The 25,544-nt window shown below is 44.6% G+C and carries 28 protein-coding genes and 1 other annotated feature; of the genes, 19 read left to right on the top strand and 9 right to left on the bottom strand.

Annotated elements, in window-relative coordinates; translation table 11 throughout:
* Positions 1 to 233: 233 nt before the first annotated feature.
* From crcB (AR334_RS03790) to AR334_RS03765, 6 genes are all read left to right on the top strand, one after another.
* On the top strand, positions 234 to 611 hold the full coding sequence (crcB, locus tag AR334_RS03790; protein WP_066305063.1) for a fluoride efflux transporter CrcB: 378 nt from the start codon (positions 234 to 236) through the stop codon (positions 609 to 611).
* Positions 608 to 973, top strand: coding sequence for a fluoride efflux transporter CrcB (gene crcB / locus AR334_RS03785; RefSeq protein ID WP_066305061.1), 366 nt, complete (start codon positions 608 to 610; stop codon positions 971 to 973). Before crcB (AR334_RS03790) ends, crcB (AR334_RS03785) begins: the two co-directional genes overlap by 4 nt.
* Positions 974 to 1,045: 72 nt before the next feature.
* Positions 1,046 to 2,383, top strand: coding sequence for a glycosyltransferase (locus tag AR334_RS03780; protein ID WP_066305058.1), 1,338 nt, complete (start codon positions 1,046 to 1,048; stop codon positions 2,381 to 2,383).
* Positions 2,384 to 2,473: 90 nt separating this feature from the next.
* The gene (locus AR334_RS03775; protein ID WP_066305056.1) at positions 2,474 to 3,640 is read left to right on the top strand and encodes an MFS transporter; all 1,167 of its coding nucleotides are present in this window, start codon (positions 2,474 to 2,476) and stop codon (positions 3,638 to 3,640) included.
* 113 nt (positions 3,641 to 3,753) lie between these two features.
* Entirely contained in the window at positions 3,754 to 4,623 is an 870-nt protein-coding gene (locus AR334_RS03770; protein ID WP_066305053.1) for a proline iminopeptidase-family hydrolase, read from the top strand.
* Between the two features lie 234 nt (positions 4,624 to 4,857).
* Positions 4,858 to 6,111 (top strand): ATP-binding protein, encoded by a 1,254-nt coding sequence (locus AR334_RS03765; protein WP_172799146.1) that lies wholly within the window; start codon positions 4,858 to 4,860, stop codon positions 6,109 to 6,111.
* A gap of 55 nt (positions 6,112 to 6,166) precedes the next feature.
* Here the strand turns inward: AR334_RS03765 and AR334_RS03760 are convergent, their stop codons facing one another.
* Positions 6,167 to 6,430, bottom strand: a complete 264-nt coding sequence (locus AR334_RS03760; RefSeq protein WP_066305048.1) for a hypothetical protein — start codon at positions 6,428 to 6,430, stop codon at positions 6,167 to 6,169.
* Positions 6,431 to 6,697: 267 nt separating this feature from the next.
* Between AR334_RS03760 and AR334_RS03755 the strand changes: the two genes are divergently transcribed.
* Positions 6,698 to 8,032 carry an MDR family MFS transporter gene (locus AR334_RS03755; protein ID WP_066305046.1) on the top strand — a complete coding sequence of 445 codons (1,335 nt, stop codon included), beginning with the start codon at positions 6,698 to 6,700 and terminating at the stop codon, positions 8,030 to 8,032.
* 397 nt (positions 8,033 to 8,429) lie between these two features.
* On the opposite strand, the gene AR334_RS03750 is transcribed toward AR334_RS03755, so the two are convergent.
* Positions 8,430 to 8,885: a YndM family protein gene (locus AR334_RS03750; protein ID WP_066305044.1), complete on the bottom strand. Its 456-nt coding sequence runs from the start codon at positions 8,883 to 8,885 to the stop codon at positions 8,430 to 8,432.
* A gap of 217 nt (positions 8,886 to 9,102) precedes the next feature.
* Here AR334_RS03750 and AR334_RS03745 point away from each other — a divergent pair, with 217 nt between their 5' ends.
* Genes AR334_RS03745 through AR334_RS03730 form a run of 4 tightly spaced genes read left to right on the top strand, consistent with a single transcriptional unit; the run spans position 9,103 to position 12,302 of the window.
* Positions 9,103 to 9,888: an ABC transporter ATP-binding protein gene (locus tag AR334_RS03745; RefSeq protein ID WP_066305043.1), complete on the top strand. Its 786-nt coding sequence runs from the start codon at positions 9,103 to 9,105 to the stop codon at positions 9,886 to 9,888.
* Positions 9,872 to 10,633 carry an ABC transporter permease gene (locus tag AR334_RS03740; RefSeq protein ID WP_066305038.1) on the top strand — a complete coding sequence of 254 codons (762 nt, stop codon included), beginning with the start codon at positions 9,872 to 9,874 and terminating at the stop codon, positions 10,631 to 10,633. Before AR334_RS03745 ends, AR334_RS03740 begins: the two co-directional genes overlap by 17 nt.
* Before the next feature lie 25 nt (positions 10,634 to 10,658).
* Entirely contained in the window at positions 10,659 to 11,669 is a 1,011-nt protein-coding gene (locus AR334_RS03735) for an aliphatic sulfonate ABC transporter substrate-binding protein (protein WP_066305036.1), read from the top strand.
* Between the two features lie 60 nt (positions 11,670 to 11,729).
* Positions 11,730 to 12,302 (top strand): SCO family protein, encoded by a 573-nt coding sequence (locus tag AR334_RS03730; protein WP_066305032.1) that lies wholly within the window; start codon positions 11,730 to 11,732, stop codon positions 12,300 to 12,302.
* Positions 12,303 to 12,343: 41 nt separating this feature from the next.
* Here AR334_RS03730 and AR334_RS30565 read toward each other — a convergent pair whose 3' ends face one another.
* Positions 12,344 to 12,472 carry a hypothetical protein gene (locus tag AR334_RS30565; RefSeq protein WP_301337147.1) on the bottom strand — a complete coding sequence of 43 codons (129 nt, stop codon included), beginning with the start codon at positions 12,470 to 12,472 and terminating at the stop codon, positions 12,344 to 12,346.
* Positions 12,473 to 12,740: 268 nt separating this feature from the next.
* On the opposite strand from AR334_RS30565, the gene AR334_RS03725 reads away from it, so the two are divergent.
* The gene (locus AR334_RS03725; RefSeq protein WP_066305031.1) at positions 12,741 to 13,280 is read left to right on the top strand and encodes a dihydrofolate reductase family protein; all 540 of its coding nucleotides are present in this window, start codon (positions 12,741 to 12,743) and stop codon (positions 13,278 to 13,280) included.
* Positions 13,281 to 13,337: 57 nt separating this feature from the next.
* On the opposite strand, the gene AR334_RS03720 is transcribed toward AR334_RS03725, so the two are convergent.
* Complete coding sequence (locus AR334_RS03720; RefSeq protein WP_066305028.1) at positions 13,338 to 13,850, bottom strand: gamma carbonic anhydrase family protein; 513 nt, start codon at positions 13,848 to 13,850, stop codon at positions 13,338 to 13,340.
* Positions 13,851 to 13,964: 114 nt separating this feature from the next.
* Between AR334_RS03720 and AR334_RS03715 the strand changes: the two genes are divergently transcribed.
* The 3 genes from AR334_RS03715 (at position 13,965) to AR334_RS03705 (ending at position 18,277) form a co-directional block, all read left to right on the top strand.
* Entirely contained in the window at positions 13,965 to 15,563 is a 1,599-nt protein-coding gene (locus AR334_RS03715; protein ID WP_066305026.1) for an amidohydrolase, read from the top strand.
* Between the two features lie 247 nt (positions 15,564 to 15,810).
* Positions 15,811 to 16,072 (top strand) — a binding site (T-box leader).
* A gap of 73 nt (positions 16,073 to 16,145) precedes the next feature.
* The gene (gene ilvA / locus AR334_RS03710) at positions 16,146 to 17,411 is read left to right on the top strand and encodes a threonine ammonia-lyase IlvA (RefSeq protein WP_066305022.1); all 1,266 of its coding nucleotides are present in this window, start codon (positions 16,146 to 16,148) and stop codon (positions 17,409 to 17,411) included.
* A gap of 146 nt (positions 17,412 to 17,557) precedes the next feature.
* Complete coding sequence (locus AR334_RS03705) at positions 17,558 to 18,277, top strand: YebC/PmpR family DNA-binding transcriptional regulator (RefSeq protein ID WP_066305020.1); 720 nt, start codon at positions 17,558 to 17,560, stop codon at positions 18,275 to 18,277.
* Positions 18,278 to 18,312: 35 nt separating this feature from the next.
* On the opposite strand, the gene AR334_RS03700 is transcribed toward AR334_RS03705, so the two are convergent.
* Together AR334_RS03700 and AR334_RS03695 are read right to left on the bottom strand one after the other, a co-directional pair.
* Positions 18,313 to 19,224 carry a DMT family transporter gene (locus tag AR334_RS03700; protein ID WP_066305019.1) on the bottom strand — a complete coding sequence of 304 codons (912 nt, stop codon included), beginning with the start codon at positions 19,222 to 19,224 and terminating at the stop codon, positions 18,313 to 18,315.
* A 42-nt stretch (positions 19,225 to 19,266) separates the two neighbouring features.
* Positions 19,267 to 20,055, bottom strand: coding sequence for a GNAT family N-acetyltransferase (locus AR334_RS03695; RefSeq protein WP_066305018.1), 789 nt, complete (start codon positions 20,053 to 20,055; stop codon positions 19,267 to 19,269).
* A gap of 288 nt (positions 20,056 to 20,343) precedes the next feature.
* Here AR334_RS03695 and AR334_RS03690 point away from each other — a divergent pair, with 288 nt between their 5' ends.
* Both AR334_RS03690 and AR334_RS28700 read left to right on the top strand, forming a co-directional pair.
* Complete coding sequence (locus AR334_RS03690) at positions 20,344 to 20,847, top strand: YbaK/EbsC family protein (protein WP_066305015.1); 504 nt, start codon at positions 20,344 to 20,346, stop codon at positions 20,845 to 20,847.
* 165 nt (positions 20,848 to 21,012) lie between these two features.
* Entirely contained in the window at positions 21,013 to 21,153 is a 141-nt protein-coding gene (locus tag AR334_RS28700) for a YrzI family small protein (protein ID WP_082692770.1), read from the top strand.
* A gap of 103 nt (positions 21,154 to 21,256) precedes the next feature.
* Here the strand turns inward: AR334_RS28700 and AR334_RS03685 are convergent, their stop codons facing one another.
* The gene (locus AR334_RS03685) at positions 21,257 to 21,682 is read right to left on the bottom strand and encodes a GNAT family N-acetyltransferase (RefSeq protein WP_066305013.1); all 426 of its coding nucleotides are present in this window, start codon (positions 21,680 to 21,682) and stop codon (positions 21,257 to 21,259) included.
* A 97-nt stretch (positions 21,683 to 21,779) separates the two neighbouring features.
* Here AR334_RS03685 and AR334_RS03680 point away from each other — a divergent pair, with 97 nt between their 5' ends.
* Entirely contained in the window at positions 21,780 to 23,186 is a 1,407-nt protein-coding gene (locus AR334_RS03680) for a PLP-dependent aminotransferase family protein (protein WP_066305012.1), read from the top strand.
* 322 nt (positions 23,187 to 23,508) lie between these two features.
* On the opposite strand, the gene AR334_RS03675 is transcribed toward AR334_RS03680, so the two are convergent.
* On the bottom strand, positions 23,509 to 24,399 hold the full coding sequence (locus AR334_RS03675) for an alpha/beta hydrolase (protein WP_066305010.1): 891 nt from the start codon (positions 24,397 to 24,399) through the stop codon (positions 23,509 to 23,511).
* 287 nt (positions 24,400 to 24,686) lie between these two features.
* Between AR334_RS03675 and AR334_RS29355 the strand changes: the two genes are divergently transcribed.
* Entirely contained in the window at positions 24,687 to 24,965 is a 279-nt protein-coding gene (locus AR334_RS29355; RefSeq protein ID WP_156431163.1) for a hypothetical protein, read from the top strand.
* Between the two features lie 116 nt (positions 24,966 to 25,081).
* Here AR334_RS29355 and AR334_RS03670 read toward each other — a convergent pair whose 3' ends face one another.
* A complete protein-coding gene (locus AR334_RS03670; protein ID WP_172799145.1) occupies positions 25,082 to 25,489 on the bottom strand; it encodes a hypothetical protein in 408 nt (135 codons plus the stop codon).
* Between the last annotated feature and the right edge of the window lie 55 nt (positions 25,490 to 25,544).

The following is a 25,544-nucleotide window of genomic DNA, read 5'->3' as shown; positions in this document are numbered from 1 at the left end:
CGGATATATTTCAAATATCGCGGATAAAACCTTCAAACCCGCGGATATATTGGATTTTGCCGCGGATATCCTTAGGGTGTGACAATCAGATTCGCTTTTTGGCCAAAAAAATGCAACAGAAACATTCTTTTTTGAAAGTTTTAAAGGGTATAATATCTATAATGGAGTAATGTTTGAGCTCCTGCCGGCTTTTTTGCTGCCGGCAGGGTTTTTTTCGTTGGGGGAATGTTTCGATGGTGTACATCTATGTCGGGATTGCCGGTTTTTTGGGCGCTTTGTTAAGATATTTAATCGGTTTGGGACTGACGGGGGAGAGCAGCTTGTTCCCTGTGGCCACCTTGACCATCAACCTTGCCGGAAGTTTCCTTTTGGCTTGGTTGACGACTGTCGTTTTTAAAAAAATATCCTTGTCCGATTCAATTAAGACGGCGATTGCCACGGGCTTTGTCGGTTCGTTTACTACTTTTTCAACTTTTAGTGTCGAAACGGTCAATTTATTCAGGGAGGACGAGTTGTTTTTCGCGCTTGCATATGTTCTACTCAGTTTTTTCGGAGGCTTGGCGATGAGTCGGCTTGGATTTCGTTTTAGGAAAGGCGGGGCAAGCGAATGACATTTTTACATATGGTTTTGGTCGGTGTTGGCGGATTTTTTGGCGCGATTTCACGATTTTCCCTTAGCCGATTGCTTAACCGCTGGTTTCCATCCAAGATTCCGGTCGCCACTCTGACGATCAATCTGGCAGGTTCCTTTTTGCTGGGGATGATGATCGGGGCGGGCATGAACAAATTCGGATTCCTCTTGCTCGGCACCGGGTTCATGGGAGCGTTTACCACGTTTTCCACGTTCAAACTGGAGGGTGTCCAACTCTATGCGGACGGGAAACGCAAAGAATTTTACCTGTATAATGGATTGAGCTACGGATTTGGAATTTTATTGGCCTTCCTGGGCATGATGTTGGGCGGTACTTTTTAACATTGGATTTGGGGAATTTCGTGCTTGTTTTAGTAAACAATATGAATTAAAACATCTTGAAAGGCCTTTTTAATGGATAAAGAAACCGAATCTCCCTTCTACTCGAATAAAAGACGTTACATTCCGGTATTATGGAAATTTTGGCTCAGTCATGGCGTTGCCTTGATCTGGATGATCGTATCGATCGTGATATCGATTCCCTGGGTAAAAGAACTGGGGGAGCTGGTCACGGTTCCGCTTGCGATTGCGATCATTGCTGGTATCGCCTACATTCCAGGATATTTAAATGCCTTTCTTGTGGTAAGTCTGCTTTTTGACAGGCAGCCGAGCTTTAAAATTGATACCCCGACCGAACCAGTTTCGGTTTTAATCGCCTGCTGGAATGAAGAGAAAGGCATTGTCGAGACCCTAAAGCAAATTGCCAAACAGGATTACCGCGGTAACCTCCTTGTTTATGTGATTGATAATAATTCCACCGACCGAACGGCTCAAGTGGCAAAGCAGTTAGGCGCCGAACTGGGATTGAACGTGACGGTTCTTTTTGAAAAAACACCAGGGAAGAATTTTGCTTTAAATACGGGCCTGAGTCACGTTAAAACGAAATATGTCATTACGCTAGACGCCGATACATTGCTGCACCCGCAGGCGGTCCGCCGGTTGATGGCAAGGATGGCGTCTTCTCCTGATAACGTCTGCGCAATTGCCGGGGCCGTCCTCGTCCGCAACAGCCGGGAAAACTGGCTGGCCCACATTCAGGAATGGGATTATTTTTTGGGAATTGCCTCGATTAAACGGCTTCAGGGGCTGTATCAGGGAACGCTTGTGGCACAAGGAGCTTACAGCCTTTATCTCGCTGACGTGATTAGAGAAGTGGGGGGCTGGCCAGATGCAATCGGTGAGGACATTGTGCTAACATGGGCCTTCTTAGAAAAACACTATAAGGTTTATTTTGAGCCGACGGCTGTCGCTTTTACTGATGTTCCAATCAAAATCAAACACTTCGCCCGTCAGCGCAGCCGCTGGGCCCGGGGGATGATTGAAGCGTTGAAGCGAGTAAAGCCGTGGCAGCATCCGATGATTTTCACTCGCTACTTGACTGGGTCAAACCTATTGATGCCATATCTTGATGTCGTGTATACATTTGTTTGGATTCCAGGCCTCCTGTTATGCTTCTTCGGTTATTTCTGGATTGTCGGACCTCATACACTCTTTGTCCTGCCGCTAACTTTGCTGACCAACTATATTTTGCTGCGGTTCCAGAAAAATGTATTCAAGACTTTGAACTTGCGGATTCGAAAAAATTGGGCCGGGTTTATTCTGTATGTTTTGTGTTATCAAATCATAATGGCACCGATCTCTGTTTGGGGTTATGTTCAGGAATTAATGCACCTGCGCAGGGTGTGGAAGTAACTATGGGATTTTTCAAAAACTTTTTGAAAAATCCTTTTTTATTGAGCGGAAATTGCTGTAAAATTGAGAGGTCATAAGGAGGAATTTTACTTGCATAAACGACCAATCATCTATTTGTCTATTTTTCTATTTTTTTATCATTCATCCAATACCCTTATCGGGACATTTCTGCCGCTGTATTTTCAGGACAAAGCATTAACGGGGACTGAAATCGGCTGGATCATGGCGATCGGCCCGTTTACCTCGCTGTTTTTTCAGCCGTTTTTTGGGTATATGAGTGATAAATACAAAACGATTAAACGGATGTTATTTATTTGTTTAATCGGGGTCATCATCAGCAGCTTGGTCATGTTTCAGGTGCAGGGATTTTTGTTGCTGCTGTTAGTCTGCGGCGTTTTCTTTTCGCTGTTTATTCCAATCGGAGCGTTAGGGGATAGCCTCGCGCTAAGCACAGCCCTCACGGCTGGCGCTTCCTTCGGCAGAATCCGAATGTGGGGGTCGGCGGGCTTTGCCGTCACCTCGTTCCTTGGCGGGCAGATTCTTTTAAAAATCGGCATTGGAAATCTGATGTATCCATATTTATTATTTGCGCTACTCACGTTCGCGGTTTGCTGGAAATTGACGGATGTGAATGTCCCAGCCGATCCGGTCAATTTAAAAGGGGCTGTTTCGGTGGTGCTTCAGCCGCGGTTTGTTGCCTTTTTGGTGTTTATCATGTTTGTGACGATCGGCCACAGGACAAATGATATTTATTCTGGTTTGTACATAAAAGAGCTGGGCGGGAATGAGTCGTTGGTCGGCTTGTCGTGGTTTGTCGGTGTTACGTGTGAGGCGTTGATCTTTATGTTAAGCCCGGTTTGGATTCGGTGGTTTAATGAAATGACCTTTATGGTCATTGCCGCTGCCTTATACGGGCTGCGCTGGATTCTGATTTCGGCCGCCTCGGCGCCGCTTGAGGTAGTTTGGCTGCAGGCGTTGCACGGAATAACTTTTGGTGTTTTTTACTTATGCGCCTTCCAATATGCAACAAATTATTTTCCGGCTAAATTCCGTTCGACCGGCCAGCAGGTATTTATTTCAGTATTCTTCGGCCTCTCGGGGATCATCGGCTCATTAGCGGGTGGCATGATTTTCGATCATCTGAGTGGAGTAGCCCTGTACAAGTTGATTAGTTACAGCGCCTTCGCGGGCTGCGTAGGCCTGGTGTTGTATCATTCATTTGTGAATAAAAACAAGATTGGAATTACACATGGGTGATGTTTTTAGTTACCTTCTTTTGGGGAATTAGAGGGTAACTTCGGTCAAATTGGGATGAGAAAAAGGTAAAACTGTCCTCAACAAAAACAAAACCAACAAAGGGGAGAATAGATATGCTAGAAGAAGGACTTATCGAAGTAACTGGGGGAAGGGTTTATTATCAGAAGTACGATAAAGGAACGGGTAGGACGCCGGTAATTGTGCTCCACGGCGGACCGGGTTCATCCTGCTATTCACTCGAATGCTTGCAGGCACTTCAAGAAGAACGCCCTGTCATCCTGTATGACCAATTGGGATGTGGGCGGTCGGAACGTCCAACCGACCCATCATTATGGCAGATCGACCGCTTTGTCGAAGAGTTGGGCCAAATCAGACAGGCGCTAAGTCTTAATGAAGTGCATATTCTTGGCCACTCTTGGGGGACAACGCTTGCGGCGGCGTATTGCTTAACAAAACCGAGCGGCGTGAAGAGTGTTATTTTTTCAAGCCCTTGCTTAAGTGCACCAATATGGGAGCAGGATCAAAAGCGCAATCTGCAAAAGCTGCCGGCAGAGATTCAAGAAATTATCCAGCGCTGCGAAGAAAACGGCACAACCGATTCAGAGGAATTTGAAAAAGCAATAGAGGTATTCGGCAATGAATTCGTCTGCCGGATTCCAAGGCCAGAGCACCTCAAACTCAACCGACACTACCGAAATCCGGAGATTTACAATATTATGTGGGGGCCGTCGGAATTTACCGTAAAAGGTAACTTAAAAGAGTTTGATTGCACGTCACGATTAAACGAAATTACATGTCCGACGCTGTTCACTTGTGGCCGTTATGATGAAGCAACACCAGAATCGACGCAGTATTTCAGTTGTCTGGCACCAAACTCCAACTTCCACGTGTTTGAACAAAGTGCCCATCTGCCGTATATTGAAGAACCAGAAGAGTATTTGCAGGTGGTCAGCGAATTTTTGAAGTCAGTCGATAGCCGATAAGCGTTATAAAAAAGTCCATCTAAAAAGATGGATTTTTTTAATGGGGATGGCCCTTGCCGCACCGCCTAAAACTCCAAATCAGGGAAAATAAACGCCATTATCCATTGCAGAATAGGTAAAAGAAAGGGAAGTAAGTTTACATAATATAATTATCGGGTAATTATAATTTTTGAAGGAAATCGATAGTTTCTGTCGAACTAATAATTTAAATACTATTTCACAAGAGGGATTATTATGAAAATATGGGGTCAGATTGCCCTCGTGAGCATTTCGATACTGTTTACCGCTTATCAATGGCTAATCCATCAGGTTCCTATTTTTACTGTCGACTTTGTTATTTTTACGATCATTGCTTGGATTGTCGGCTGGCAGTATGACAGGGCCCGTCATTTCGAAAAAAAGGCAAGGGCCAGCGAGGACAGCTACAAACAATTGCTTGATGCGATGCCGGAAACGATTTTTATTTATCATGACGATAAGATTGTATATGCCAATCTTTCTACCTTGAGGATGATTGGCGCTGGCAGCTTGGATGAGGTGCTTGGCCGCTCTGTTTTTGAATTTCTGGACAACGAATATGAGGAACGCCTAAGAGAAAGAATCAAGTTGATCAAGAAGGAAAAACGTCCTTTGACTAATATTGAATATAAACTTAAGCGGCTTGACGGTTCAAAGTTTTTCTTTGAAGCATCTTCGTTGTTGATTGTTTTTGGGGGAAAAGAGTCTATTTTAACAGTTGGAAAAGATGTGACTGAAAGAAGGGAACAAACCGACAGGCTGCTGCAAAAATCGGAAAAATTAGCGCTGCTCGGGCAAATGGCGGCAGGGATTGCCCATGAAATTCGCAATCCGCTTACGTCAATCCGAGGGTTTATTCAGCTATTTAAACACAATCAACTTCAAGAAGATTATTATGATATTGTTTTGACGGAACTTGACCGCATCAATAACATTGTTGGCGAGTTTCTGGTTCTGGCCAAACCGACGGCAGCGGCCTTCACCGAATTGGATGTAAAGAATTTGATCAAGGATGTCGTGACCTTTTTTAATACGCAATCGATCATGAGCAATGCCCAAATTTTCGTAGAATTTGACAGCGAGTTACCCAAGGTAATGGGGGAAGAGAACCAGCTTAAACAGGTGTTTCTCAACCTTCTTAAAAATGCTGTCGAGGCAATGCCAAACGGTGGAAATATTGATGTGACGGTGACCGTGAAGGAAGAAGGAAAAATTTCAATCCAGGTCTGCGATCAAGGGGTCGGAATTCCGGTCGAACGGATTCCAACACTTGGGGAGCCGTTTTATACGACAAAGGAAAAGGGTACCGGCCTAGGGCTGATGACTTGTTTTAAAATCATTGAAAGCCACAGCGGTGAGCTAAAGATTCAAAGTGAAGAGGGATCAGGAACAACTGTTGAGGTGACCTTGCCAACAATAACGCAGCCGTTACTGAAGCCGCGGGAAATGAGCTATTCAGCGACGGATTAATATAGGGAAAATAGTCCGAACATGCTAATGCAGCATGTTCGGTTGTTTTTTGCAGTTAATTTGAAGGGCATTCACCCTTAAAGACTAATACATTAGATGTTTTTCCGTTGGCGATGCTAGGACTTCCATCTGAAATATGCACATTTTCATGGAACTTATGATACCCCCCATGATTTGGGTCAGCAATTGAAGTTTGTCCTTTAGCTATGTTACAGATGGTTTTCCCCGGGGTAACGAGATAATGTTCATGCGCGGCAAATGCCGGAGTTGCTGATACTAAACCTATGGCTGTACAAAGCACTAATATTTTCTTTTTCATGTTAATGCACCTCTTTAGGAAAATTTTCACACATCAATAAATGTATTTTATTGAGAACGGAAATATTTATAGATTTATTCGACAAATTTCTGGCCAAATTCAGACTTTGGTTGGAGAATTATACGATTAAAAAGTAATTAGTAGGTGGTAAATTCCGTTAAGACTATAAAAGAATAGTAGTTATATATGTAATTTGCTATAATGTTTAAGTGCTGAAAATCATATGTAAAAAATAGGAAATTATTAAAGGGTTTTGTGGGGGTTTTTATGGGGAAAAATCGATATGTATTATGGGGTCTCGTGATTACGACCCTTATTTCGGCTCTGGATGCCAATATTATGCAGACGGCCAGCCCGACAATCGTGAAGCAGCTTGGCGGCAGTGAACTGTTTGCTTGGATTTTCGTTGTCTATATGCTCGCGAGTACCGTCACGGTCCCGCTTTACGGGAAACTTGCGGATATGTACGGTCGGAAAAAGCTTCTGATGATTTCGGTGGCTATGTTTACTTTAGGATCGATCCTTTGCGGGATGGCGGATTCGATGGTACAGCTAGTCATTTATCGCGGCGTTCAAGGTCTGGGTGCCGGCGGAATGGCACCATTATCGATGATTATCGTCGGTGATTTGTTTTCAATTGAAAGGCGTGGAAAAATTCAAGCGGTGTTTAGCAGTATTTGGGCCATATCTTCGATTGTAGGCCCGGTATTGGGGGCTTTTTTCGTCGAGACATTGACCTGGGAATGGATTTTTTATATCAACATTCCAATCGGCATTGCCACTGTGCTTTGCTTGCTTCCTTATAAGGAACAGATGGAATTTAAAAAGACGTATATTGACTATAAAGGGTTCTTTTTGTTTGGGACTTCGATTACGCTGCTGTTGCTGGCGACCAACGTTAAACAGCCGTTATGGTATGTGGTTTTTGGCGTCATTGGCTTGATCGTGTTTGCATTGGTGGAACGAAGGGAAGCTCAGCCGTTCCTGTCCGTTTCGTTGTTTAAAAACAAAGGGATTTTTCGAGCAAACCTGTTTATGCTGTTCTATTGTTTGTCTTTCTTTGGGACCTCGAATTATATTCCATTGTTTTTGCAGGAAGGCTTCAATATGAGCATTTATAAAAGTGGCCTGATTCTGCTCAGTATTTCGGCCGGCTGGATGTTCGGCAGCACGCCGGCTGGGAAATGGATTATCAGGTTTGGCTATAGGAAACTGTTTGTTGTCGGCAGTTTTATCACGGCACTATCAGGTGTGGCGCTGTATGCATTTATTGAACATATTTCCTATATGAATTTGTTTATTATTTTGGCCGTTCAGGGGTTCTCATTTGGGCTTTTGTTTGCGGTGGGAACGATTGCCTCACAGGAGTTTGCTGAACCAGGCATCAAGGGCTTGTCGACGTCGCTGCAAATGTTTGTGCGTAACATCGGAACTTCGGTTGGCGTGACCATCATGGGGGTAATCATGAACCAGGCCGCCAATGTCGTGGTGGGGATGCAAAATGTGTTCCTATATGCGTTAATCCTAAGCTTTGTTACGGTAGGGTTAAGCTTTATTATCCCGGACGAATCGAAGGTTTTAGTTGCGGAGAATGCATCTTAGGGTTTAGCGGGGGAAGCTTTTGATGCGGCTATGGTGGTTATAATTATATTATGTAAACTTTTTGAGCCGGGCAGGATGATTCTTGCCCGGTTTTTTGTGTGATTTCTATTTTAGTTTCCTTTTTCTGGAATACTAAAGACAAAACGGTCCTCGAAAGGGGGAAAACTGTCTTTAGGACGGCCTCTTAAGGACAAAACTGCTTAAAAAACGGTGAAAATGTCTTTAGGATACCATTTTCTGGAATAACAAAGACAAACGGCCTTCCTAAAGGAGTAAAACTGTCTTTGATACCGCCTCTTAAGGGCCTCGAAAATGAAGAAACTGTCTTTGATATAGGACTTTCTGGAAGTATGAAGGCGAAACGCTTGCCAAGGCTAAAAAAAGCTACATTACCCGTTTATTCGTTCCTATCCTCCGGACTCCGCACATCTGGCCTAACCGGTGTCAACTCCTCAGATGCCTCAGTTTGAAATTGTGGGCGCGGCTGGATCTGGCTGCGGGTAGTAGTTTGTTTATGATCCTTGACGACCAGGAACTTATGGAAGAAGTATTCGAATCCTGCTACCGCCAATGCCGAAATCAACGAAGCTGAAAAGAGGTCATCCTCAATCGTCAGCGCCCGCCCCATAAACCATACCACCAAAAATGCTAAAGCAAAGTCTGCGGCAGTTGCCATCACATTATTGGTAGCTCGCAGCAGCATTAAATCACCCAAAATATAACTCACGATTCCCAACACAGCGGTGATCGCCAAAACATCTCCAAAACTAAAATCATAAAACATACCAAGAATAATACCGAGCGCCACGAGACAAGCAATGAATTTAATCACTAATCTCAATACATGCTGCATAGTAGCTCAACCTCCTTTTTTGGCTAGTTTGCCCAATTTCCACTATATATACATGGCAATGGGTGTCAGGCACCATGTGAAAATTTCACATACTCACGCACACAATCTTATCTAAAAAAGTAATTGACAATAACAGGATTAAATTTATAATAAATGTTATTAATACAATTAATCCGATAAAACTAATGTGAATTTAGGGGAATTAGGTGATAACAAAATGTTTCTTCACATTAACAATGTAAATAAGCAATTTTCCAATCAAAATTCGACGAGTACGGTTCTGTCAGATATTAATCTTGAAATTAAGGAAGGCGAGTTCGTTTCGATTCTCGGGCCATCGGGATGTGGGAAATCCACGTTGCTTTCCATTGTCGCAGGTCTCACCAAGCCATCAAAAGGAGAAATTCTGCTCAACGGACAGAAAATCACCAAGCCGGGCAAAGACCGCGGAATGGTTTTTCAACAGGCGGCCTTATTTCCATGGCTGAATGTCGAGGACAATGTGATGTTCCCGCTCCGAAAAGAGATGAAGAAAGCGGAAGCAAGGGAAGTCGCCCATCGCTACCTAAAAATGGTGCAGTTAAGCAACTACACCAAACATTCGGTCCACGAGCTTTCCGGCGGGATGCAGCAGCGGGTGGCCATCGCCCGGGCGCTATCAATGAACCCAAAGGTGTTATTAATGGATGAACCATTTGGAGCCCTCGATGAGCAAACCCGTTCCCGCTTGCATCATGAGCTTGAAAAAATATGGCTGGAAACCCGTAAAACGATTCTGTTTGTGACCCATAGCATCAGCGAATCTATCAAACTATCGGATCGCATTGTCGTAATGGGAACAAGGCCGGGAATCGTTCTGGAAGATATCCAAGTCAAGATTCCTCGACCACGGGCAAACCACCCGCAAGCTGTAACAAAGTTGGAAGAGAAAATCATGGGATTGCTGCAATCCGAGATTGATAAAGTTGTGAAAGAGGAACTGGCCTATGCAGCAAACAATTAAACGGATCATATTCTTTTCCTTGCTGATTATCGGCTGGCAGGCGGCAGTGAGAATCCTTGAAGTATCACCGGCGCTGATGCCGGCGCCAACTGACGTCATCGAGGAACTGGTTAAAGGTTTTTCTGATAAAACCTTAATCTATGACGTTCTGGCCAGCTTCAGAAGACTGGCGATTGGCCTGGGCGCTGCCATCATTATCGGCGTCGGGCTGGGCATTCTTTTAGCAAAAAATAAAACCGCCGATGAAACCTTGGGAACAATGGTGCTGGCGTTACAGAGTGTACCCAGTATCGTATGGCTGCCGATAGCTATTATGTGGTTTGGACTTAATGAAAAGGCGGTTACTTTTATAGTCATCCTGGGGGCAACCCTCGTGATCACCATCAATATGCGAATGGGGATCAAGAACGTTTCGCCGTTGTACATCAGGGCAGCACAAACGATGGGTTCTAAGGGGATTGACTTATTTGTGAAGGTTATTTTTCCGGCATCGATTCCATATGCTGTGACGGGAATCCGCCTGGGCTGGGCCTTTGCGTGGCGGGCACTGATGGCCGGGGAGATTCTAAGCACCGGTCCGGGGCTTGGTTATACGCTAAAGTATGCCTCCGATTTCGGAAACATGAAGATGGTTATTGGGATTATGATCATCATCGGAGTCATTGGAACCATTGTGGATATTCTTTTCTTCCAAAGGGTGGAGCGAAATGTTCTGCGCCGCTGGGGATTGGAAACAAATAATTAATTTTTTTAAAAGAGGAGAAAAAAAGATGAAGAAACAGGCTACAATTATTAGTTTCATATTCTTATTGGTAGTGGGGGCATTGGCAGGCTGCGGAACCGACAAAGCAAGTTCAGGCTCTGGCACTGAAAAGGCAACTGAAAAAGTGGTAATCGGCTATTTCCCGAACATTGATCACGCCCCAGCGATGGTCGCTCGTGAAAAAGGGCTTTATGAAAAAGCTTTAGGCAAAGATGTTAAAGTGGAATACAAAACATTCCCTGATGGCGGCGCGTTTATGACAGCGTTAAAAACGGGTGACATTGATGCCGGGTTGGTTGGACCTGGTCCTGTTATGAACAACTTTACCAATGGTGCTGATGTCAAGATTATTGCCGGCGCGTCTTCTGGTGGTACGGCGATTGTCGCGAGCAAAAAAAGCGGTGTGAATTCTATTGAAGATTTCAACGGAAAAACTTTCATTACACCAGGTGTCGGCTGCACACATGACGTTCAAATGGAAACATTTTTACAGGATTACGGTGTAACTTCTGCTCGTATTGGCGGCACCTTGAAGCACGTAACCGGCAACCCGGCGCAATATGGAAACATGTTTGAAACTGGCAAGGTGGATTTGGCTGCTGTTCCAGAGCCATGGGCATCTCAGTTAGTGAAGGATGTCGGCGCGAAGATTATCGTCGACAGCTCCAAGATCTCTTTTGGAAAAACATTGCCAAATACTATTCTGGTTTCAAGCGGCAAGAAAATTAAAGCGGACAAAGCAATTATTGAAAAAATCGTGAAAGCTCAGGAAGAAGCCATAGCGTTTATCGAGAAAAATCCTGAAGAGGCCAAGGAAATCACCATCAAGAGCATCAAGGATATTACGAAGCAAGAGCTTGATAAAGATGTCATCGACACTGCTTGGAAAAATATCCGTTTCACCACAGAAGTAAATAAAGATGTCATTCAAGAGTTTGCCAACTCTTCAGTTGAATTGAAATTCTTGAAAGAGCAGCCTGATTTTGCGGCGTTAATCGATTCTTCTTTTATCAACTAAATTAATAGATGGTGCTGGGCGAGTTGGCTCGGCACTTTTTTCATAAGGTGGGGTGGTTTAATGAAAAAAATTTTGTGGTTGCTGCTTTGTGTCGCAGTTCTAACGGCTTGTTCTGAAAAAAAGGAAGAGGTTGTCTTTCCGCTTGAGATGAAGGTGGAGAAGTTTGCGGGAGTTAACCAAGATGGAGTGCCCATTACTTTATCCAATTTGAAAGGGAAGGTTTGGGTAGCGGATTTTGTGTTTACTCATTGCGATACGGTTTGTTCGCCGATGACCGCGAATATGGTTCAGCTGCAGGAACGGTTGGCAGACGAAGGGGTTAAGGCACAGCTGGTATCGTTCAGCATTGATCCGGTACAAGATCAACCAGACGTATTGAAAGATTACGCTAGCATGTTTCAGGCTGATTTTTCAAACTGGGATTTAATCACAGGGTATGATCAGGAATTTATCGAAAGCTTCGCCAATAGGTCATTCATGGCCCCAGCAGCAAAACTTGAGGGCTCTAATCAATATGTTCACAGTACTTCATTCTATTTGGTCAATCAGGAAGGGGTTGTGGTCCAAAAGTATGAAGGGGCCGCTGAGCAGCCTTTCGACCAGATCATCAAGGATATTAAGTCTCTTCAGTAAATTTGTTAAGGGTAACCGATTAAACGGTTACCCTTAACATGTTATTTTCTAGCTTCTCGAGCTGCTTTCTTTCTTGCCTTCTTGGTTAAATTGGTTTCCGAACCGAATTCGGTGTCAGCTTTGCTGCTTCCCGTATGGGGCTGGTTTCGATTGTCATTGCGGTTTGTCATGCTCATTCGCCTCCTCAAATTTTTTTGATTTGCTACTTAATACATGCAAAAAGCCGCCAATTCTAGAACACCCTCATTCAACGTTTCGGGAGCATCTTCCAGCAGCTATTAATAGGATGTGTTAAATATGGGTTATTATTCCTAAGTGAATACCTTAACGCTTCATGGCCCCATGCAGGGACAAGAAGCTTTTCCAGTAATTGTTAAAATATGTTAAACTACCTATGTAATTTATTTATTTTGAAAAAAGGACGAGGAGGTAAGCATTATGGGCAACGATCGCAAATTGGCATTATTTATTGCTTCAAGTCTGGATGGATATATCGCAACAAAGGACGAGTCTCTAGAATGGCTTTTTCGTGTTGAAGGCGAAGGGGACAATGGCTATTTAGAGTTTTATGATACGATAGATACGGTTGTAATGGGAAGAAGGACATACGATTGGATCATGAACCAAGAAGAAAATAGACAGGAATTTCCTTATAAAAACAAAGACTGCTATGTGTTCACAAGGTCGTCTATTGAAGATACTGAAGATGTGAAATTTGTTAATGGTGATGTAACCAAGTTTGTAAAGGAAATAAAAAGGAAAGATGGCAAGAACATTTGGATAGTGGGCGGGGGAGAATTGTTACAACATTTTTTGCAAGAAAAATTGGTGGACGAAATCATCATAACAATAGCTCCAACTATACTCGGAAGCGGGATTCCAATGTTTCGGGCAGGGGACTATCAATTAGATCTTATATTAAAAAGAATGAGGAGCTTCAATCAGTTTGCAGAGCTGCATTATGAAGTGAAGAACTAAAGCAATACCGTAAACGAACCCCGTTCCATTCTTGGAACGGGGTATTTATTCGGATGCTTATTTAAGAATCTCCCTAAAGTCCTTCCCTTTTTGTACATAATGGGTGCTCGACATTTGCAGCATTTGTAGGTCTTTTTCCGTTAGTTCGCGGACGACTTTCCCAGGAGAACCAAGCACCAGCGAGCGCGGCGGGATTTTAATTCCTCCGGCCAGCAGCGTATTGGCACCGATAATGCATTCCTCGCCGACCTCCACGTTATCAAGCAGGGTGGAGCCCATGCCGACAATCGAGCGATTGCCGATTTTACAGCCGTGGAGAATCACGTTGTGGCCAACCGTGACATCGTCGCCAATGATGACTGGAAATCCCTCATATAAGTGAATAGTAGAGTTATCCTGAATACTGCATCTTTCGCCGACAATGATTGGGCCGTCATCTGCCCGAAGCACGGCGTTAAACCATACCGTCGAGTCTTTTCCGATTTGAACATCGCCAATTAAATAGGCACCGGGCGCGACAAAGACAGAATCATGAATTTCAGGGGATTTACCATTATAGGGAATTTTCATACATTTTCCTCTAATACTGTCAGATAATTTATATTATTATAACATTTATAAGAGGAAGATAGTGTATTAGAGTATTGGATTTTGCTATTATTGAAAAAAGGGAGGCAAAATAGAATGGCGAGAACAATTTTTACAAATGGAAAAATCTATACGTTTGATGCAGACCATCCGCTGGTTGAGGCGGTTGTGGTTGAGAATGGAAAAATCGTAGAAACAGGAAACCACAAGGATATGTTGCTGCAATGGGGGAGAGACGGTTCTAAAATCATTGATCTGGCTGGGAAAATGGTGACACCGGGACTAATTGATAGCCATTTGCACCTATCCGGGGTTGCCTTCAATTTCTTAGAATTGGATTTGATAGGGGTAAGTTCCAAGGGAGAAATGCTTGAAAAAATAAGGGGAAAAGCAGAGACCCTGGCACCGGGGACATGGCTGGTCGGCATGGGCTGGAATGAAAACCTGTTCACGGATGGAACCATTCCAACGATAGAAGAGTTGGATCACGTTGCCCCGCACTGCCCGGTATATTTGAAACGGGTTTGCCATCATGCGTTTTTGGTCAATTCAAAGGCGTTGGAGATTAGTCAATACCACCCTTCAATTGAAGTACCTGCGGGCGGAACGGTTGTGCTTAACACGGATACCGGCAAACCAACGGGTCTATTGCTCGAATCAGCCTCAAAACTGATTTCAACGCACATCCAGGACAGAACCTATGAGGAACTAAAGCACGGGTTGAAGCAGGCGATGGAGTTTTCTGTGAAAAAAGGGTTAACGAGTGTACATAGTAATGATCCAGCATGGCTGGGTGGTCTTGAGCAAACATACAGAATGTACGATGAACTGATCAATCAGGAAGGCCAAGGTTTGCGCTGTAATTTGCTTATTGATTATACATTTTTAAAAAATTTGAAGGAAATCGGCATGTACACCGGATACGGAAATGACCGGCTGCAAATTGGGGCGATTAAGGTTTTCGCTGACGGGGCATTCGGCAGAAGGACGGCACTTCTGTCAGAGCCATATTCGGACGCACCACGGCAATTTGGCGATGCGATGCTAGATCAGGAGAAATTATATGAGATTGTCAAACGAGCACGCGAACATTCCATGCCGATTGCGGTTCATACAATTGGCGATCAAGCGTTGGAGAATGTCTTAGATGTGTTGGATCAGTTCCCGTCAGTGGCGTACCGAGACCGTTTGATTCATGTTTCCTTGGTTCGGGAGGATCTGATTAAGCGGCTCCAGGATCCAAGCAGAGTTGCCGATATCCAGCCGCGATTTGTTGTCGGCGATTATCCGTGGATATTGGACAGGCTTGGGTCTGAGCGGGAATCCCACTTATACGCATGGAAAAAGATGCTCCATGCCGGCGTGTTGTGTGCCGGCGGTTCAGACGCACCTGTTGAACCGGTCGACCCATTGCTCGGCCTGCATGCGGCCGTCACTCGCAGGGCTCCTGGCGACAATCATGAGGGCTGGAATGCGAAGGAAAAGCTGTCGATGCTTGAGGCATTAAAGCTATTTACCGTTGGCGGTGCCTATGCCACGAACGAAGAACACCTAAAGGGCACGCTGACACCAGGCAAATTCGCCGACATGACTGTTTACTCAGAAAACCTGCTCGAAATGGACGACCCGGATGGGCTGCTTAACACAGATATCGAAATGACCATTATCAACGGAGAACTACAATATACAAAGTGAGAATAGTGCTATGGGTGTCAGGCACCAATAGCTGACAATTCACTGTGGTAATGGTGCTATGGGTATCAGGCACCAATAGCTAATAAACCACAGTGAAAATGGTGGAATTGCCCCCACCTGACATCCTTAAAATGGCAGGAATGCAAAAAGGTGTAATGAAAGCGCTTTATTAATTGTCTAAATATATAAAATAGTCAAAAAATATTGACACGGTGTTTTTTCGGTGGTAACCTTATAAAAAATTGATGTGAAATCGATGACGAGAAGAGTAGGTTTAGTTCCTTGTCCGTAGAGAGTCGGCAGTTGGTGGGAGTCGATGACGGGGCTATTCTGAAGATCATCTCCGAGATGCAGGGCTGAACATTCCAAGTAAGCCATGCCGGAAAGTCCGCCGTTAAAATGGAACTCGTACATTCGAAGTGAATATGTACGTGAATCGAGAGCCGCAGCAGTCTGAGGATTTTTTTGCTGTGGAAGTAGGGTGGTAACGCGAGCAACTCGTCCCTATACCAATGGGGCGGGTTTTTTTATTTTTTTTAAAATGAATTGAAGATGTTTTAAAACACAGGAGGGACCAGTAGCATGAGTCAGCAAGTCGAGAAGAAAACGTTAAATGTGGAGGATATCATCATTGCCAGTCATACGATAAAAGATGTGATTTCACCGACTCCGCTGCAATATAACCATTTATTATCAGAGCGATATGGCGCTCATATTTACTTGAAGCGTGAGGACATGCAAAGTGTCCGTTCATTTAAAATACGAGGTGCCTATAACCGGATTAAACGGCTCAGCCCGGAGGAACTCGAGAATGGCATCATTTGTGCGAGCGCCGGAAACCACGCTCAGGGAGTGGCGTATTCCTGCCATTTATTAAAAATCAGCGGTAAAATTTTCATGCCAACTACGACCCCAAAACAAAAGGTGAACCAAGTCAAATTTTGGGGCAAGGAGGACGTTGAAATTGTTTTAATCGGCGATACCTTCGATGATGCCTCTGAACAGGCGATGAAATGCAGTATGGAGGAAAAGCGGACGTTTATCCATCCATTTGACGACTACGATGTCATTGCCGGACAAGGGACTGTCGGTGTCGAACTGCTAAATGATTGCCATGAAAAAATCGATTATCTGTTCGCTGCGATTGGCGGAGGCGGTTTGCTTGCCGGTGTCGGAACGTACCTTAAACACTATTCTCCCGAGACAAAATTAATTGGTGTGGAACCGCAGGGAGCGGCGGGTATGAAGGAATCGATTTTAAAAGGGGGAGTCACGACACTGGACCATATCGACCCATTTGTAGATGGTGCAGCAGTCAAAACAGTCGGGACCAATACGTTTAACATCATTAAGGACATTGTCGATGACATTCTCGTGATACCAGAAGGCAAGGTCTGCACGACGCTTCTTTCCCTGTATAATGAAAATGCGATTGTCGTTGAGCCGACGGGGGCACTTTCCATTGCCGCACTCGATACATATGCGGAGCAAATTAAAGGCAAAACGGTCGTTTGTATTGTCAGCGGCGGGAACAACGATATTGGCCGGATGCAGGAAATCAAGGAGCGCTCGAAGCTTTATGAAGGGCTGCAGCATTATTTTATCGTTCAATTCCCACAACGGCCCGGCGCCTTAAGAGAATTCCTGATGGAGGTCCTCGGCCCGAATGATGACATCAGCCATTTTGAATATACGAAAAAGAACAACCGTGAAACAGGCCCCGCCTTGGTGGGGATTGAGCTAAAGGACAAGGAAGATTACTCACCGTTGATTGAACGAATCAAGACTAAAGGTTTTGTATATCGTGAATTGAACAATGACAGCACTTTGTTTCAAATGCTTGTGTAAAGCGGAACCACATGGTTTCGCTTTTTTGTTTTTCGAGAATTTACAGTATAATAGTATAGATGTTATATTGAAAAAAATTATTGAAGTTATCGTTTCATGCTTTATAATAGAAAAGTGCAGAATCAAATAAGAAAGAGAGTGTTCTTATGGGTCGTAAATGGAACAATATTAAAGACAAGAAGGCAGCGAAGGACGCAAACACAAGCCGAATTTATGCAAAATTTGGCCGCGAGATTTATGTGGCGGCACGCAGAGGCGAGCCTGATCCGGATGCAAACCAGGGCTTAAAGTTTGTCCTTGAGCGCGCTAAAACATACAATGTGCCAAGACATATTATTGACAAGGCAATTGATAAGGCAAAAGGCGGTTCCGAAGAGAACTATGACGAACTTCGTTATGAAGGATTCGGTCCAAACGGTTCGATGATCATCGTTGATGCCTTGACAAACAACGTGAACCGCACAGCATCAGAAGTTCGCGCCGCGTTCGGCAAAAATGGCGGAAATATGGGTGTCAGCGGATCTGTTGCTTATATGTTTGATGCCACCGCTGTTATCGGTGTTGAAGGCAAAACAGAAGATGAGGTTCTGGAAATTTTGATGGAAGCGGATGTCGATGTCCGTGACGTAATTCCGGAAGACGACCAAGTCGTTGTTTATGCGGAGCCGGACCAATTCCATGCTGTTCAAGAAGCATTCAAAAACGCGGGCATAACGGAATTCACTGTTGCCGAGCTCACCATGCTTGCGCAAAATGAAATTACCCTTCCTGACGACGCAGTGGCCAAATTTGAAAAATTAATTGATGTACTGGAAGACCTTGAGGACGTCCAGCAGGTATACCATAACGTTAATTTAGGGGAATAAGATAAGAAAGCAGACCTTTTTGGGAGGTCTGCCTTTTATTTTTTTACTGAAGATAAGATAAAAACCGTGGCAATAATCGCCAGAGAGCCGATCCATTCGGCAGCCCCAAATGAGACTCGGAGCCATACCACAGCGAGAAATGCCGCAGAAAACGGCTCGACGCAGGCGAGCAGGCTGGCTTCCGAGGCCCGAATATATTTCAGACTTTCCATGTAACAGAAAAAGGCAATTAGTGTACCAAAAATAACAACAAAAACGACTGCTATAAATGCTGGAAACGACCATGATCCTTGGAACACCCAAGGCGGGCTGATAAAACTAAAACCGATTCCGCCAATCATCATGCCCCAGCCGACCGTAATAAGGGAACCCCATTTTGTCAGGAGCCGGCCTGGATAAAGGGTATAAAATGCAAGAGCGAACGCTGATAGAATCCCCCAAACAAAGGCTGGTACCGAGATGGACAAGGAATCTACATTACCTCTGGTTACTAGCAAAAACGTTCCGCCCAGGGCAAAGATGATCGCGATCGTTTCGTGCCGGGCCGGCGACGACTTTGCATTTAGACAAAGATAAGCAGCAATGATCACAGGCGCCAGGTATTGCAGCACCGTTGCAGTGGCCGCGTTTCCGTGCTGAATTGCGGCAAAATAAGTATATTGAACCCCAAGCATTCCGATGATCCCAAAGATCACCAGCCGCAGGACGTCCTGTTTATTTTTCCAAACGCTCCAGATATTTTGTTTTCCGGCCGTGTGGGCAAACAGCAATAAGCCAGCCCCGGAAAACAGCAGCCTGATGACCACCAGCCAGCTGGCGCTAAAGCCTTGCTGATGGAACAGGTATTGCGCCACTGTTCCGGAAACACCCCAAGATGTTGCGGCAATCAGGACAAGAATAATTCCTTTTGTCCGTGGATAGGACATCGTGGCGCCGTGCGTAGTCATGTATGTATCCCCCCAATGAATCTGTGAAACTTTTTAAAAATTTTATCCCTGTAGTTCCTTTATGCTTTTTCCGGATGTATAAGCATGCCCGGTTTTAAATTTTCCCACTGTATTAAACCCATACCTGGCATATACCTTTTCAACCCGTTCATTTATAGGGAATACCCATAAATGGTCAATTCCGCGATTTTGTACTTCTTTTTGAATAAAATAAATCAACTCGCCAATCAGGCCTTTTCCGCGGTATTCCGCCAGCGTGGCCACGCTTTCCATCCGGGCTAGGTCATTGTGCTCGAAAATGCACGCTGTTGAACAGGCGACGCCATTGTAACGGAGCAGATAATGTGTGTAGGCAGGGTGCTTGAACTCTTCCGGAAACGCTTTTTCACGGACTTCACGGCCACCGATTTCTTTAATGTTGCACTCGATCTCCAGTGCCTCATGGAAATTTTCCTCGGTGACGATCTCAATTGCAATCTGCTCGCCCGGTTGGTGGTCGGCGATTTGTTTGTTCCAGATTTGCACTGGACTAATTAACTCCTCATATTTAAACCCAGAATGATGTAATTCTTCAATCAGCATTGACTGGTTGTCAGTATCATAAATATAGAAGCGCGGTGCTAGGTTTTTATTTTTATAGAAGCTGACTACTTCTTCGATGACATCTTTGGGGTCCGCCGGGACATCAAGGATGTGGGCATGATTGGCATCGTAATAGCTTGGCTGTGCCTCATTATAAAACAATTGTCCCCAGTTCGTATCAATCCGGTTCGTAAAGGTATCTAAATAGGCGATGTCGAGCTCTAATACCTTCTTAAGTAATTCCTTCAATATAAGTTCCCCCAATAAAAGCAAAATTCACATTAATTAAACCATAATTTGTTGTATTCGTGCCATTTAAAAAGCTGATATTCCAATGAAAGTTTATATGCATCATTTAATTATCATATTGCTAGCAGAATGATAAGTTCTGTTAGCACTAGGGAAATGCATCTTATGGTGTCAGGCACCAGGAGATGTGCGCTTTAATCGTTAAAAGAACTAAAGCGTTTTGGTTGTTTAATTGTGGGAATATTGGTACTATACTCTTTAAAGTCGAAAAAGCAAGGATGGGAAGAGATGTCAATTGAAAGTGTTAGAGAGCATTTTAAACAGTGGGATCGGGAACAGGATATCATGGAGTTTGAGGTTTCGAGTGCAACGGTTGAACTAGCAGCCGCCGCAATTGGTGTCGAACCAGCCCGAATAGCCAAAACTTTGTCCTTCAGGGGCGAAGGAGAAACTGCGATATTGGTAGTAGCTGCCGGCGACGCCAAAATTGATAACAAGAAGTTCCGGCACACCTTTGGAATGAAAGCACGGATGCTGACAGCTGATGAGGTGCTCGAGCAAACCGGACATGCCATTGGCGGGGTTTGCCCGTTTGGGTTGAAAAACAAACTGGACGTATATTTAGATGTGTCGATGAAGCGGTTTGAGACGCTATTCCCGGCATGTGGAAGCACCAACTCTGCGATTGAATTAACATGTGAGGAAATTGCCCTTTATTCCTTTGCAAAGGACTGGGTCGATGTTTGTAAGGGGTGGGCAGATGAAGAAGAACTGAAGGAAAACGCAGGGTGATGCGCAACCCGATACATATTAAAAGCAATCGTCGAATACTGGCGGTTGCTTTTTGTTTTGTCAGTCTTAAGTTGTAGCCAATCTCATCCCTATTCTCGATTTCATCTCATCGGAGTCTTCCTATAATAAAGGTAAATAGAGGAAATTCTTAAGGAGGGGTTCGTGATGACCTTAAATATACTGTTTTTTACGATTGAAATCAGGAAAAGGGAAAAAAGTTTGGCGTCTGCACTTCATGATGAGCAAGTTGAAAAACTTTATGAGGAAAACAAGGACCGGCAAATTTCTGTGCATCATTTTTTATAAGAGTTAAAAGAAAAAGCAGGAAGAGATTGAACTGAACCCCTATTGTTAGACACGTATCTAACAGTTGGAGGTGCAGTTCAGATTTCCTGCTTTTTGATCAATGTCATGAGAATCTTTTTAGAAAAACATAGCTAACCTTATCGTAGTTCATTTTCTCTTGATAAAACCGATGAGCATCCACCCGCTGCAATCCCGAGGAAAGGGAAATTAACTCATACCCGTTCTCCTTCCCCCAAGCTTCGACGAAGGCCAGCAGGGCAGCGCCATACCCATTCGAGCGATTTTCGGCATCTGTCACCAAATCGCAAACCCAGACGTGTCGGCCGTTGTATAGGTTAATCGCCGGTTGATAGCCAATTACAGCCCGAACCTGATTACCTTCATAGAGAGCAGCCAGTTGATAGTCTTCTTTTTCGACCGCTTCCTCCACCAATTCTAGAAAACTTTCTTCATCGAGGTGGGTCCGCAGTTGTTTCATGACCGGGAAAGCCTCCAGCCACTCTTGTTTCGTTTTTAATTGTTTAATCATTTTCAATACCTCCTTTACCACTATTTAAGCAGGAAGCTGGTATAATCAAAAGCATCAGATTAAGAGTTTTTAATGGTACCAGAAGGAGGGAGCCAGCATGTTCGAAATTACGCCAATTTTTAAAAATGAAACTGGAATGCCTTTGTATTTGCAGCTTGTACAATACATAAAAGAAGAGATTCTTTACGGGAGAATCCATCCCAAGGAAAAATTGCCTTCCAAGCGAAAATTGTCTAAACATCTAGGGATAAGCCTCAATACGATACAGGCGGCCTATGATCAGCTGGCGGCAGAGGGCTATGTCGAAAGTAAACCGCGTTTAGGATGGTTCGTGGCGGAGATTGATGAGGACTTGTTGCCAAAGCAGGCGGTGCCCTCTGAAAAAACCGGAAGTGAACGGGAACCGTCTTCAGTCCGAATTGATTTTAATACCGGAAAAGTGGACTTGGAGCATTTTCCTTATTCTGTTTGGCGGAAGCTGACGGTACAGTCACTCTATCAGGATCAAGGGGAGATTTTTAATACTGGTCATCCACAAGGCGAGGGGCAACTGCGTCATGAAATTGCCCAGTACCTTTTTCAGTCACGAGGGGTAAGATGTACGGCCGACCAAATCGTGGTCGGGGCGGGAACCCAGGTGTTGATGGGGCTGTTATGTTTGATTTTAGGAAAGGAACGTGTCTTTGCTGTCGAGAATCCCGGGTACCACCGAACGCGCATCGTGTTGCAGGATTTCGGGGCGATGACCATCCCTGTTTCAATGGATGAAGAGGGGGTGGATGTGAGTCTTCTAAAGCAGACGAATGCAAATGTGGCCTATGTGACGCCGTCACACCAGTTCCCGTACGGCATGGTTATGCCTGTCTCCCGGAGGATGGAGCTGTTAAAATGGGCCGAAGAAATCGGGGGCTTCATTATTGAGGATGATTATGACGGGGAATACCGCTATAAGGGGCGGCCGATTCCATCGCTTCAGGGCCTTGATACGAGTGGCAGGGTTGTTTATTTGGGGACTTTTTCAAAAGCCTTGATTCCGTCGATTCGCATTAGCTTTATGGTTTTGCCACCAAAACTGTTAGACAGGTATCTTGGGCATTTTACAGTGTATAAACAAACGGTTTCCCGGCTGCACCAGGACACTTTGTTTCGTTTTATGAAAGAGGGGTACTGGCAAAGCCATTTAAATAAAATGCGGACACTTTATCGAAGAAAGCAGGCGAGTTTGCTCACGGCCATTCGCCTCTATATGGGCGAACATGTTGGGGTAATTGGGGAGAAATCCGGTTTACATATTGTTTTGGACGTTCGGGGCGGCATGACGGAGGCGGAACTTGTGGAATCGGCGCTGTCAGTTGGGGTCAAGGTGTATCCGTTGTCGGTGTATTTTGATGGGCCTCGTGTTGGGGGAGATGCAATGGTGGTACTTGGTTTTGGCGGGTTAACAGAAGCAGAGATTAATGAGGGGATCCGGCTTTTGGCTGAGACGTGGGGGATTTCACAATAGGGTTGGTGACACTTTTGGTTTTTATAGATTCGAAAATGTTGTCAATGGCAGATGGTGACGACATTTTCGGTAGAATTAGAAGGGAAAGTGTTGCCAATAAGTGGTATAGACGACATTTTTGGAAGGTTTAGAGAGGAAACTGTCGCCAATAAAGGGTATAGACGACACTTTTAAGAAATTCAGAAGTGAAACTGTCGCCAATTGCCCCTATTGACGACAGTTATTAACATTCATGACCTAAAATTGTTGTTAATCTGGAAATTACTGTAAGATACAAATCGAAAAACGCCTGGAAAAACCCCCTGGCGGATTATTACTGTTGCTATCCCAACTTACTCATAACAAATTCACCAATTTCGTCAATCGACTTCTGTCCTTCAGGGATATTAAACGTTTGGAACACATGCCACATATCTTCCCAGATTTTGAGGCTGGCTTCTACACCAGCGGCACGTGAGCGGTCAACCAAGCGGACGGAATCGTCCAACAGGATTTCGTCATTGCCGACATGAACAAGCATTGGCGGCAGGCCTGATAAATCAGCGTAGATTGGCGACACATGCGGGTAACAAGGATCCAAGTCGCGAATGTATAAAACTGGTGTCGCCCGGGAGGCTTCCGGCTTCAACCAAGGGTCGGCATCTTTTCGCGTTTCCATTGATTCACCGGTTCCAGCCAAATCGGTCCAAGGCGATAAAAGAACCGCCAGGGCCGGCAATTGGTCGCCAGCTTCTTTTAAGGACAAAAGGGTCGATAACGCCAAACCACCACCCGCTGAATCACCGCCAATGACAATATTCTTAGGAGAAACGCCGGAGTTAACTAACCAACGGTACGCTATAAGTGCGTCCTCAACCGCTGACGGATAAGGGTTCTCGGGCGCAAGCCGGTATTCTGGTAAGAGAACGCGTGTAGCTGTCGAACGTGATAGTTTGGAAGCCAGGAATCTATGGGTGTTGCAGCTTCCCATTATGTATGCACCGCCGTGCAAATAGAGAAAGACGCGGTCTTCCTTGGCATTTGGTGCTGTTAGCCACTCGGCCGGAATACCTTCAACCGTTACTTTTTCTACTTTTACATCAGGTGCAACCGGTGTGAACGCGGATAGTGCTTCTAGCCCTTGTCTGGCGGCCTCAAGATTGAATTCCTGCGTTTGGTTTGTTACTGAGGCTTTTAACATTTGCTTTACCATGATACTTTCTTGACTTGGCATGTTCCGAACCTCCTTTAATTTGGCAATACGCATAAGTACTTCTACAGAGTCCTTGTGATTTCCTCTTTTTAAAAAAAGACTCTATTACCTAAGGGTTTCAGGTCTCCCTGATCAAGGTGGAATTAAAATGTATATAAAGTTTCTTAAGAGAGAAGGTCTACGTGCCCGATTTGGCTGGAAAAAGTGAGAACAGGTCATGTATAGGCCTTCTACGTGCCCTATTCGGCTGAAAAAAGTGGGAACTGGTCACGTAGACGTGTTCTACGTGACCGATTTGGTTGGAAAAAGTGGAAACTGGTCACGTAGATGTGTTCTACGTGCCCTATTCGGCTGGAAAAAGTGGGAACTGGTCACGTAGAAGTGTTCTACGTGCCCGATTTGGTTGGAAAAAGTGGAAACTGGTCACGTACAGGTGTTCTACGTGCCCGATTTGGTTGGAAAAAGTGGAAACTGGTCACGTACAGGTGTTCTACGTGCCCGATTTGGTTGGAAAAAGTGGAAACTGGTCACGTAAAGGCGTTCTACGTGCCCGATTTGTTGGAAAAAGGGAGCAACCGGTCACGTAGCCTACTTCTACGTGACCGTAAAAGGAAAAAGTGGAAACCGGTCATGTAGCGGCCTCCACTTTGCATGCTCCAATAAAAGTTTTATAAATCAAGCTGCCTCCACCTAAATAAAACATTTACCTCGGCGTCAATGGCTTCACCGAAATGGCAGGGGAGAGGGTGGTCACGATACAGCCCTCCAACTGCTCTGGCCCCAGCAATTTCAGATCAAGAGCAGCCTTGATTTTTGTATCATCCGGTTTTTTCACGACCTGAATCAAGTCGTTCAGCTGCAACTCTTCCAATCTTTTGACCGTTTCCGCCTCGTTGTACCGCTCGGTTTTCCGGACCTGGCGCTGCAGCTTGTAGCCGCTAATGGTAATTTCCCCTTTACGGTCCGTCCCTACCAGGTTATTAAAATATGTTTGAAAAACTTCCTTTAATTCATTCATCTCAAGCTCAATTTCTTTTTTCTTCTTGTTCAGTTCGTAATACTTGACCAACATCTCTCCTGTTATCAAGGATTCATTACTTTTTAGCAACATCCTCGCCTCCCTACGAACGTATATTCTATTTTATGAGATTTTCCAAAAAATAGTA

The sequence above is a fragment of the Bacillus sp. FJAT-29814 genome, assembly GCF_001510715.1.
In the GTDB taxonomy this organism is placed as follows: Bacteria; Bacillota; Bacilli; order Bacillales; family Cytobacillaceae; genus Neobacillus.
Note: the sequence above shows the minus strand (reverse complement) of the source record. Positions and strands in the feature narration are given on the sequence as shown.

Coding starts and splice junctions, on each gene's coding strand:
- AR334_RS03750 (WP_066305044.1), bottom strand. CDS start 8,885: ATGCAGCATGTATTGAGATTAGTGATTAAATTCATTGCTTGTCTCGTG.
- AR334_RS03780 (WP_066305058.1), top strand. CDS start 1,046: ATGGATAAAGAAACCGAATCTCCCTTCTACTCGAATAAAAGACGTTAC.
- crcB (WP_066305063.1), top strand. CDS start 234: ATGGTGTACATCTATGTCGGGATTGCCGGTTTTTTGGGCGCTTTGTTA.
- crcB (WP_066305061.1), top strand. CDS start 608: ATGACATTTTTACATATGGTTTTGGTCGGTGTTGGCGGATTTTTTGGC.
- AR334_RS28700 (WP_082692770.1), top strand. CDS start 21,013: ATGACCTTAAATATACTGTTTTTTACGATTGAAATCAGGAAAAGGGAA.
- AR334_RS03670 (WP_172799145.1), bottom strand. CDS start 25,489: ATGTTGCTAAAAAGTAATGAATCCTTGATAACAGGAGAGATGTTGGTC.
- AR334_RS03730 (WP_066305032.1), top strand. CDS start 11,730: ATGAAAAAAATTTTGTGGTTGCTGCTTTGTGTCGCAGTTCTAACGGCT.
- AR334_RS03740 (WP_066305038.1), top strand. CDS start 9,872: ATGCAGCAAACAATTAAACGGATCATATTCTTTTCCTTGCTGATTATC.
- AR334_RS03705 (WP_066305020.1), top strand. CDS start 17,558: ATGGGTCGTAAATGGAACAATATTAAAGACAAGAAGGCAGCGAAGGAC.
- AR334_RS03760 (WP_066305048.1), bottom strand. CDS start 6,430: ATGAAAAAGAAAATATTAGTGCTTTGTACAGCCATAGGTTTAGTATCA.
- AR334_RS03745 (WP_066305043.1), top strand. CDS start 9,103: ATGTTTCTTCACATTAACAATGTAAATAAGCAATTTTCCAATCAAAAT.
- AR334_RS03680 (WP_066305012.1), top strand. CDS start 21,780: ATGTTCGAAATTACGCCAATTTTTAAAAATGAAACTGGAATGCCTTTG.
- AR334_RS03755 (WP_066305046.1), top strand. CDS start 6,698: ATGGGGAAAAATCGATATGTATTATGGGGTCTCGTGATTACGACCCTT.
- AR334_RS03685 (WP_066305013.1), bottom strand. CDS start 21,682: ATGATTAAACAATTAAAAACGAAACAAGAGTGGCTGGAGGCTTTCCCG.
- AR334_RS03770 (WP_066305053.1), top strand. CDS start 3,754: ATGCTAGAAGAAGGACTTATCGAAGTAACTGGGGGAAGGGTTTATTAT.
- AR334_RS03700 (WP_066305019.1), bottom strand. CDS start 19,224: ATGACTACGCACGGCGCCACGATGTCCTATCCACGGACAAAAGGAATT.
- AR334_RS03725 (WP_066305031.1), top strand. CDS start 12,741: ATGGGCAACGATCGCAAATTGGCATTATTTATTGCTTCAAGTCTGGAT.
- AR334_RS03765 (WP_172799146.1), top strand. CDS start 4,858: ATGAAAATATGGGGTCAGATTGCCCTCGTGAGCATTTCGATACTGTTT.
- ilvA (WP_066305022.1), top strand. CDS start 16,146: ATGAGTCAGCAAGTCGAGAAGAAAACGTTAAATGTGGAGGATATCATC.
- AR334_RS03690 (WP_066305015.1), top strand. CDS start 20,344: ATGTCAATTGAAAGTGTTAGAGAGCATTTTAAACAGTGGGATCGGGAA.
- AR334_RS03675 (WP_066305010.1), bottom strand. CDS start 24,399: ATGCCAAGTCAAGAAAGTATCATGGTAAAGCAAATGTTAAAAGCCTCA.
- AR334_RS03735 (WP_066305036.1), top strand. CDS start 10,659: ATGAAGAAACAGGCTACAATTATTAGTTTCATATTCTTATTGGTAGTG.
- AR334_RS03715 (WP_066305026.1), top strand. CDS start 13,965: ATGGCGAGAACAATTTTTACAAATGGAAAAATCTATACGTTTGATGCA.
- AR334_RS03720 (WP_066305028.1), bottom strand. CDS start 13,850: ATGAAAATTCCCTATAATGGTAAATCCCCTGAAATTCATGATTCTGTC.
- AR334_RS30565 (WP_301337147.1), bottom strand. CDS start 12,472: ATGACAAACCGCAATGACAATCGAAACCAGCCCCATACGGGAAGCAGC.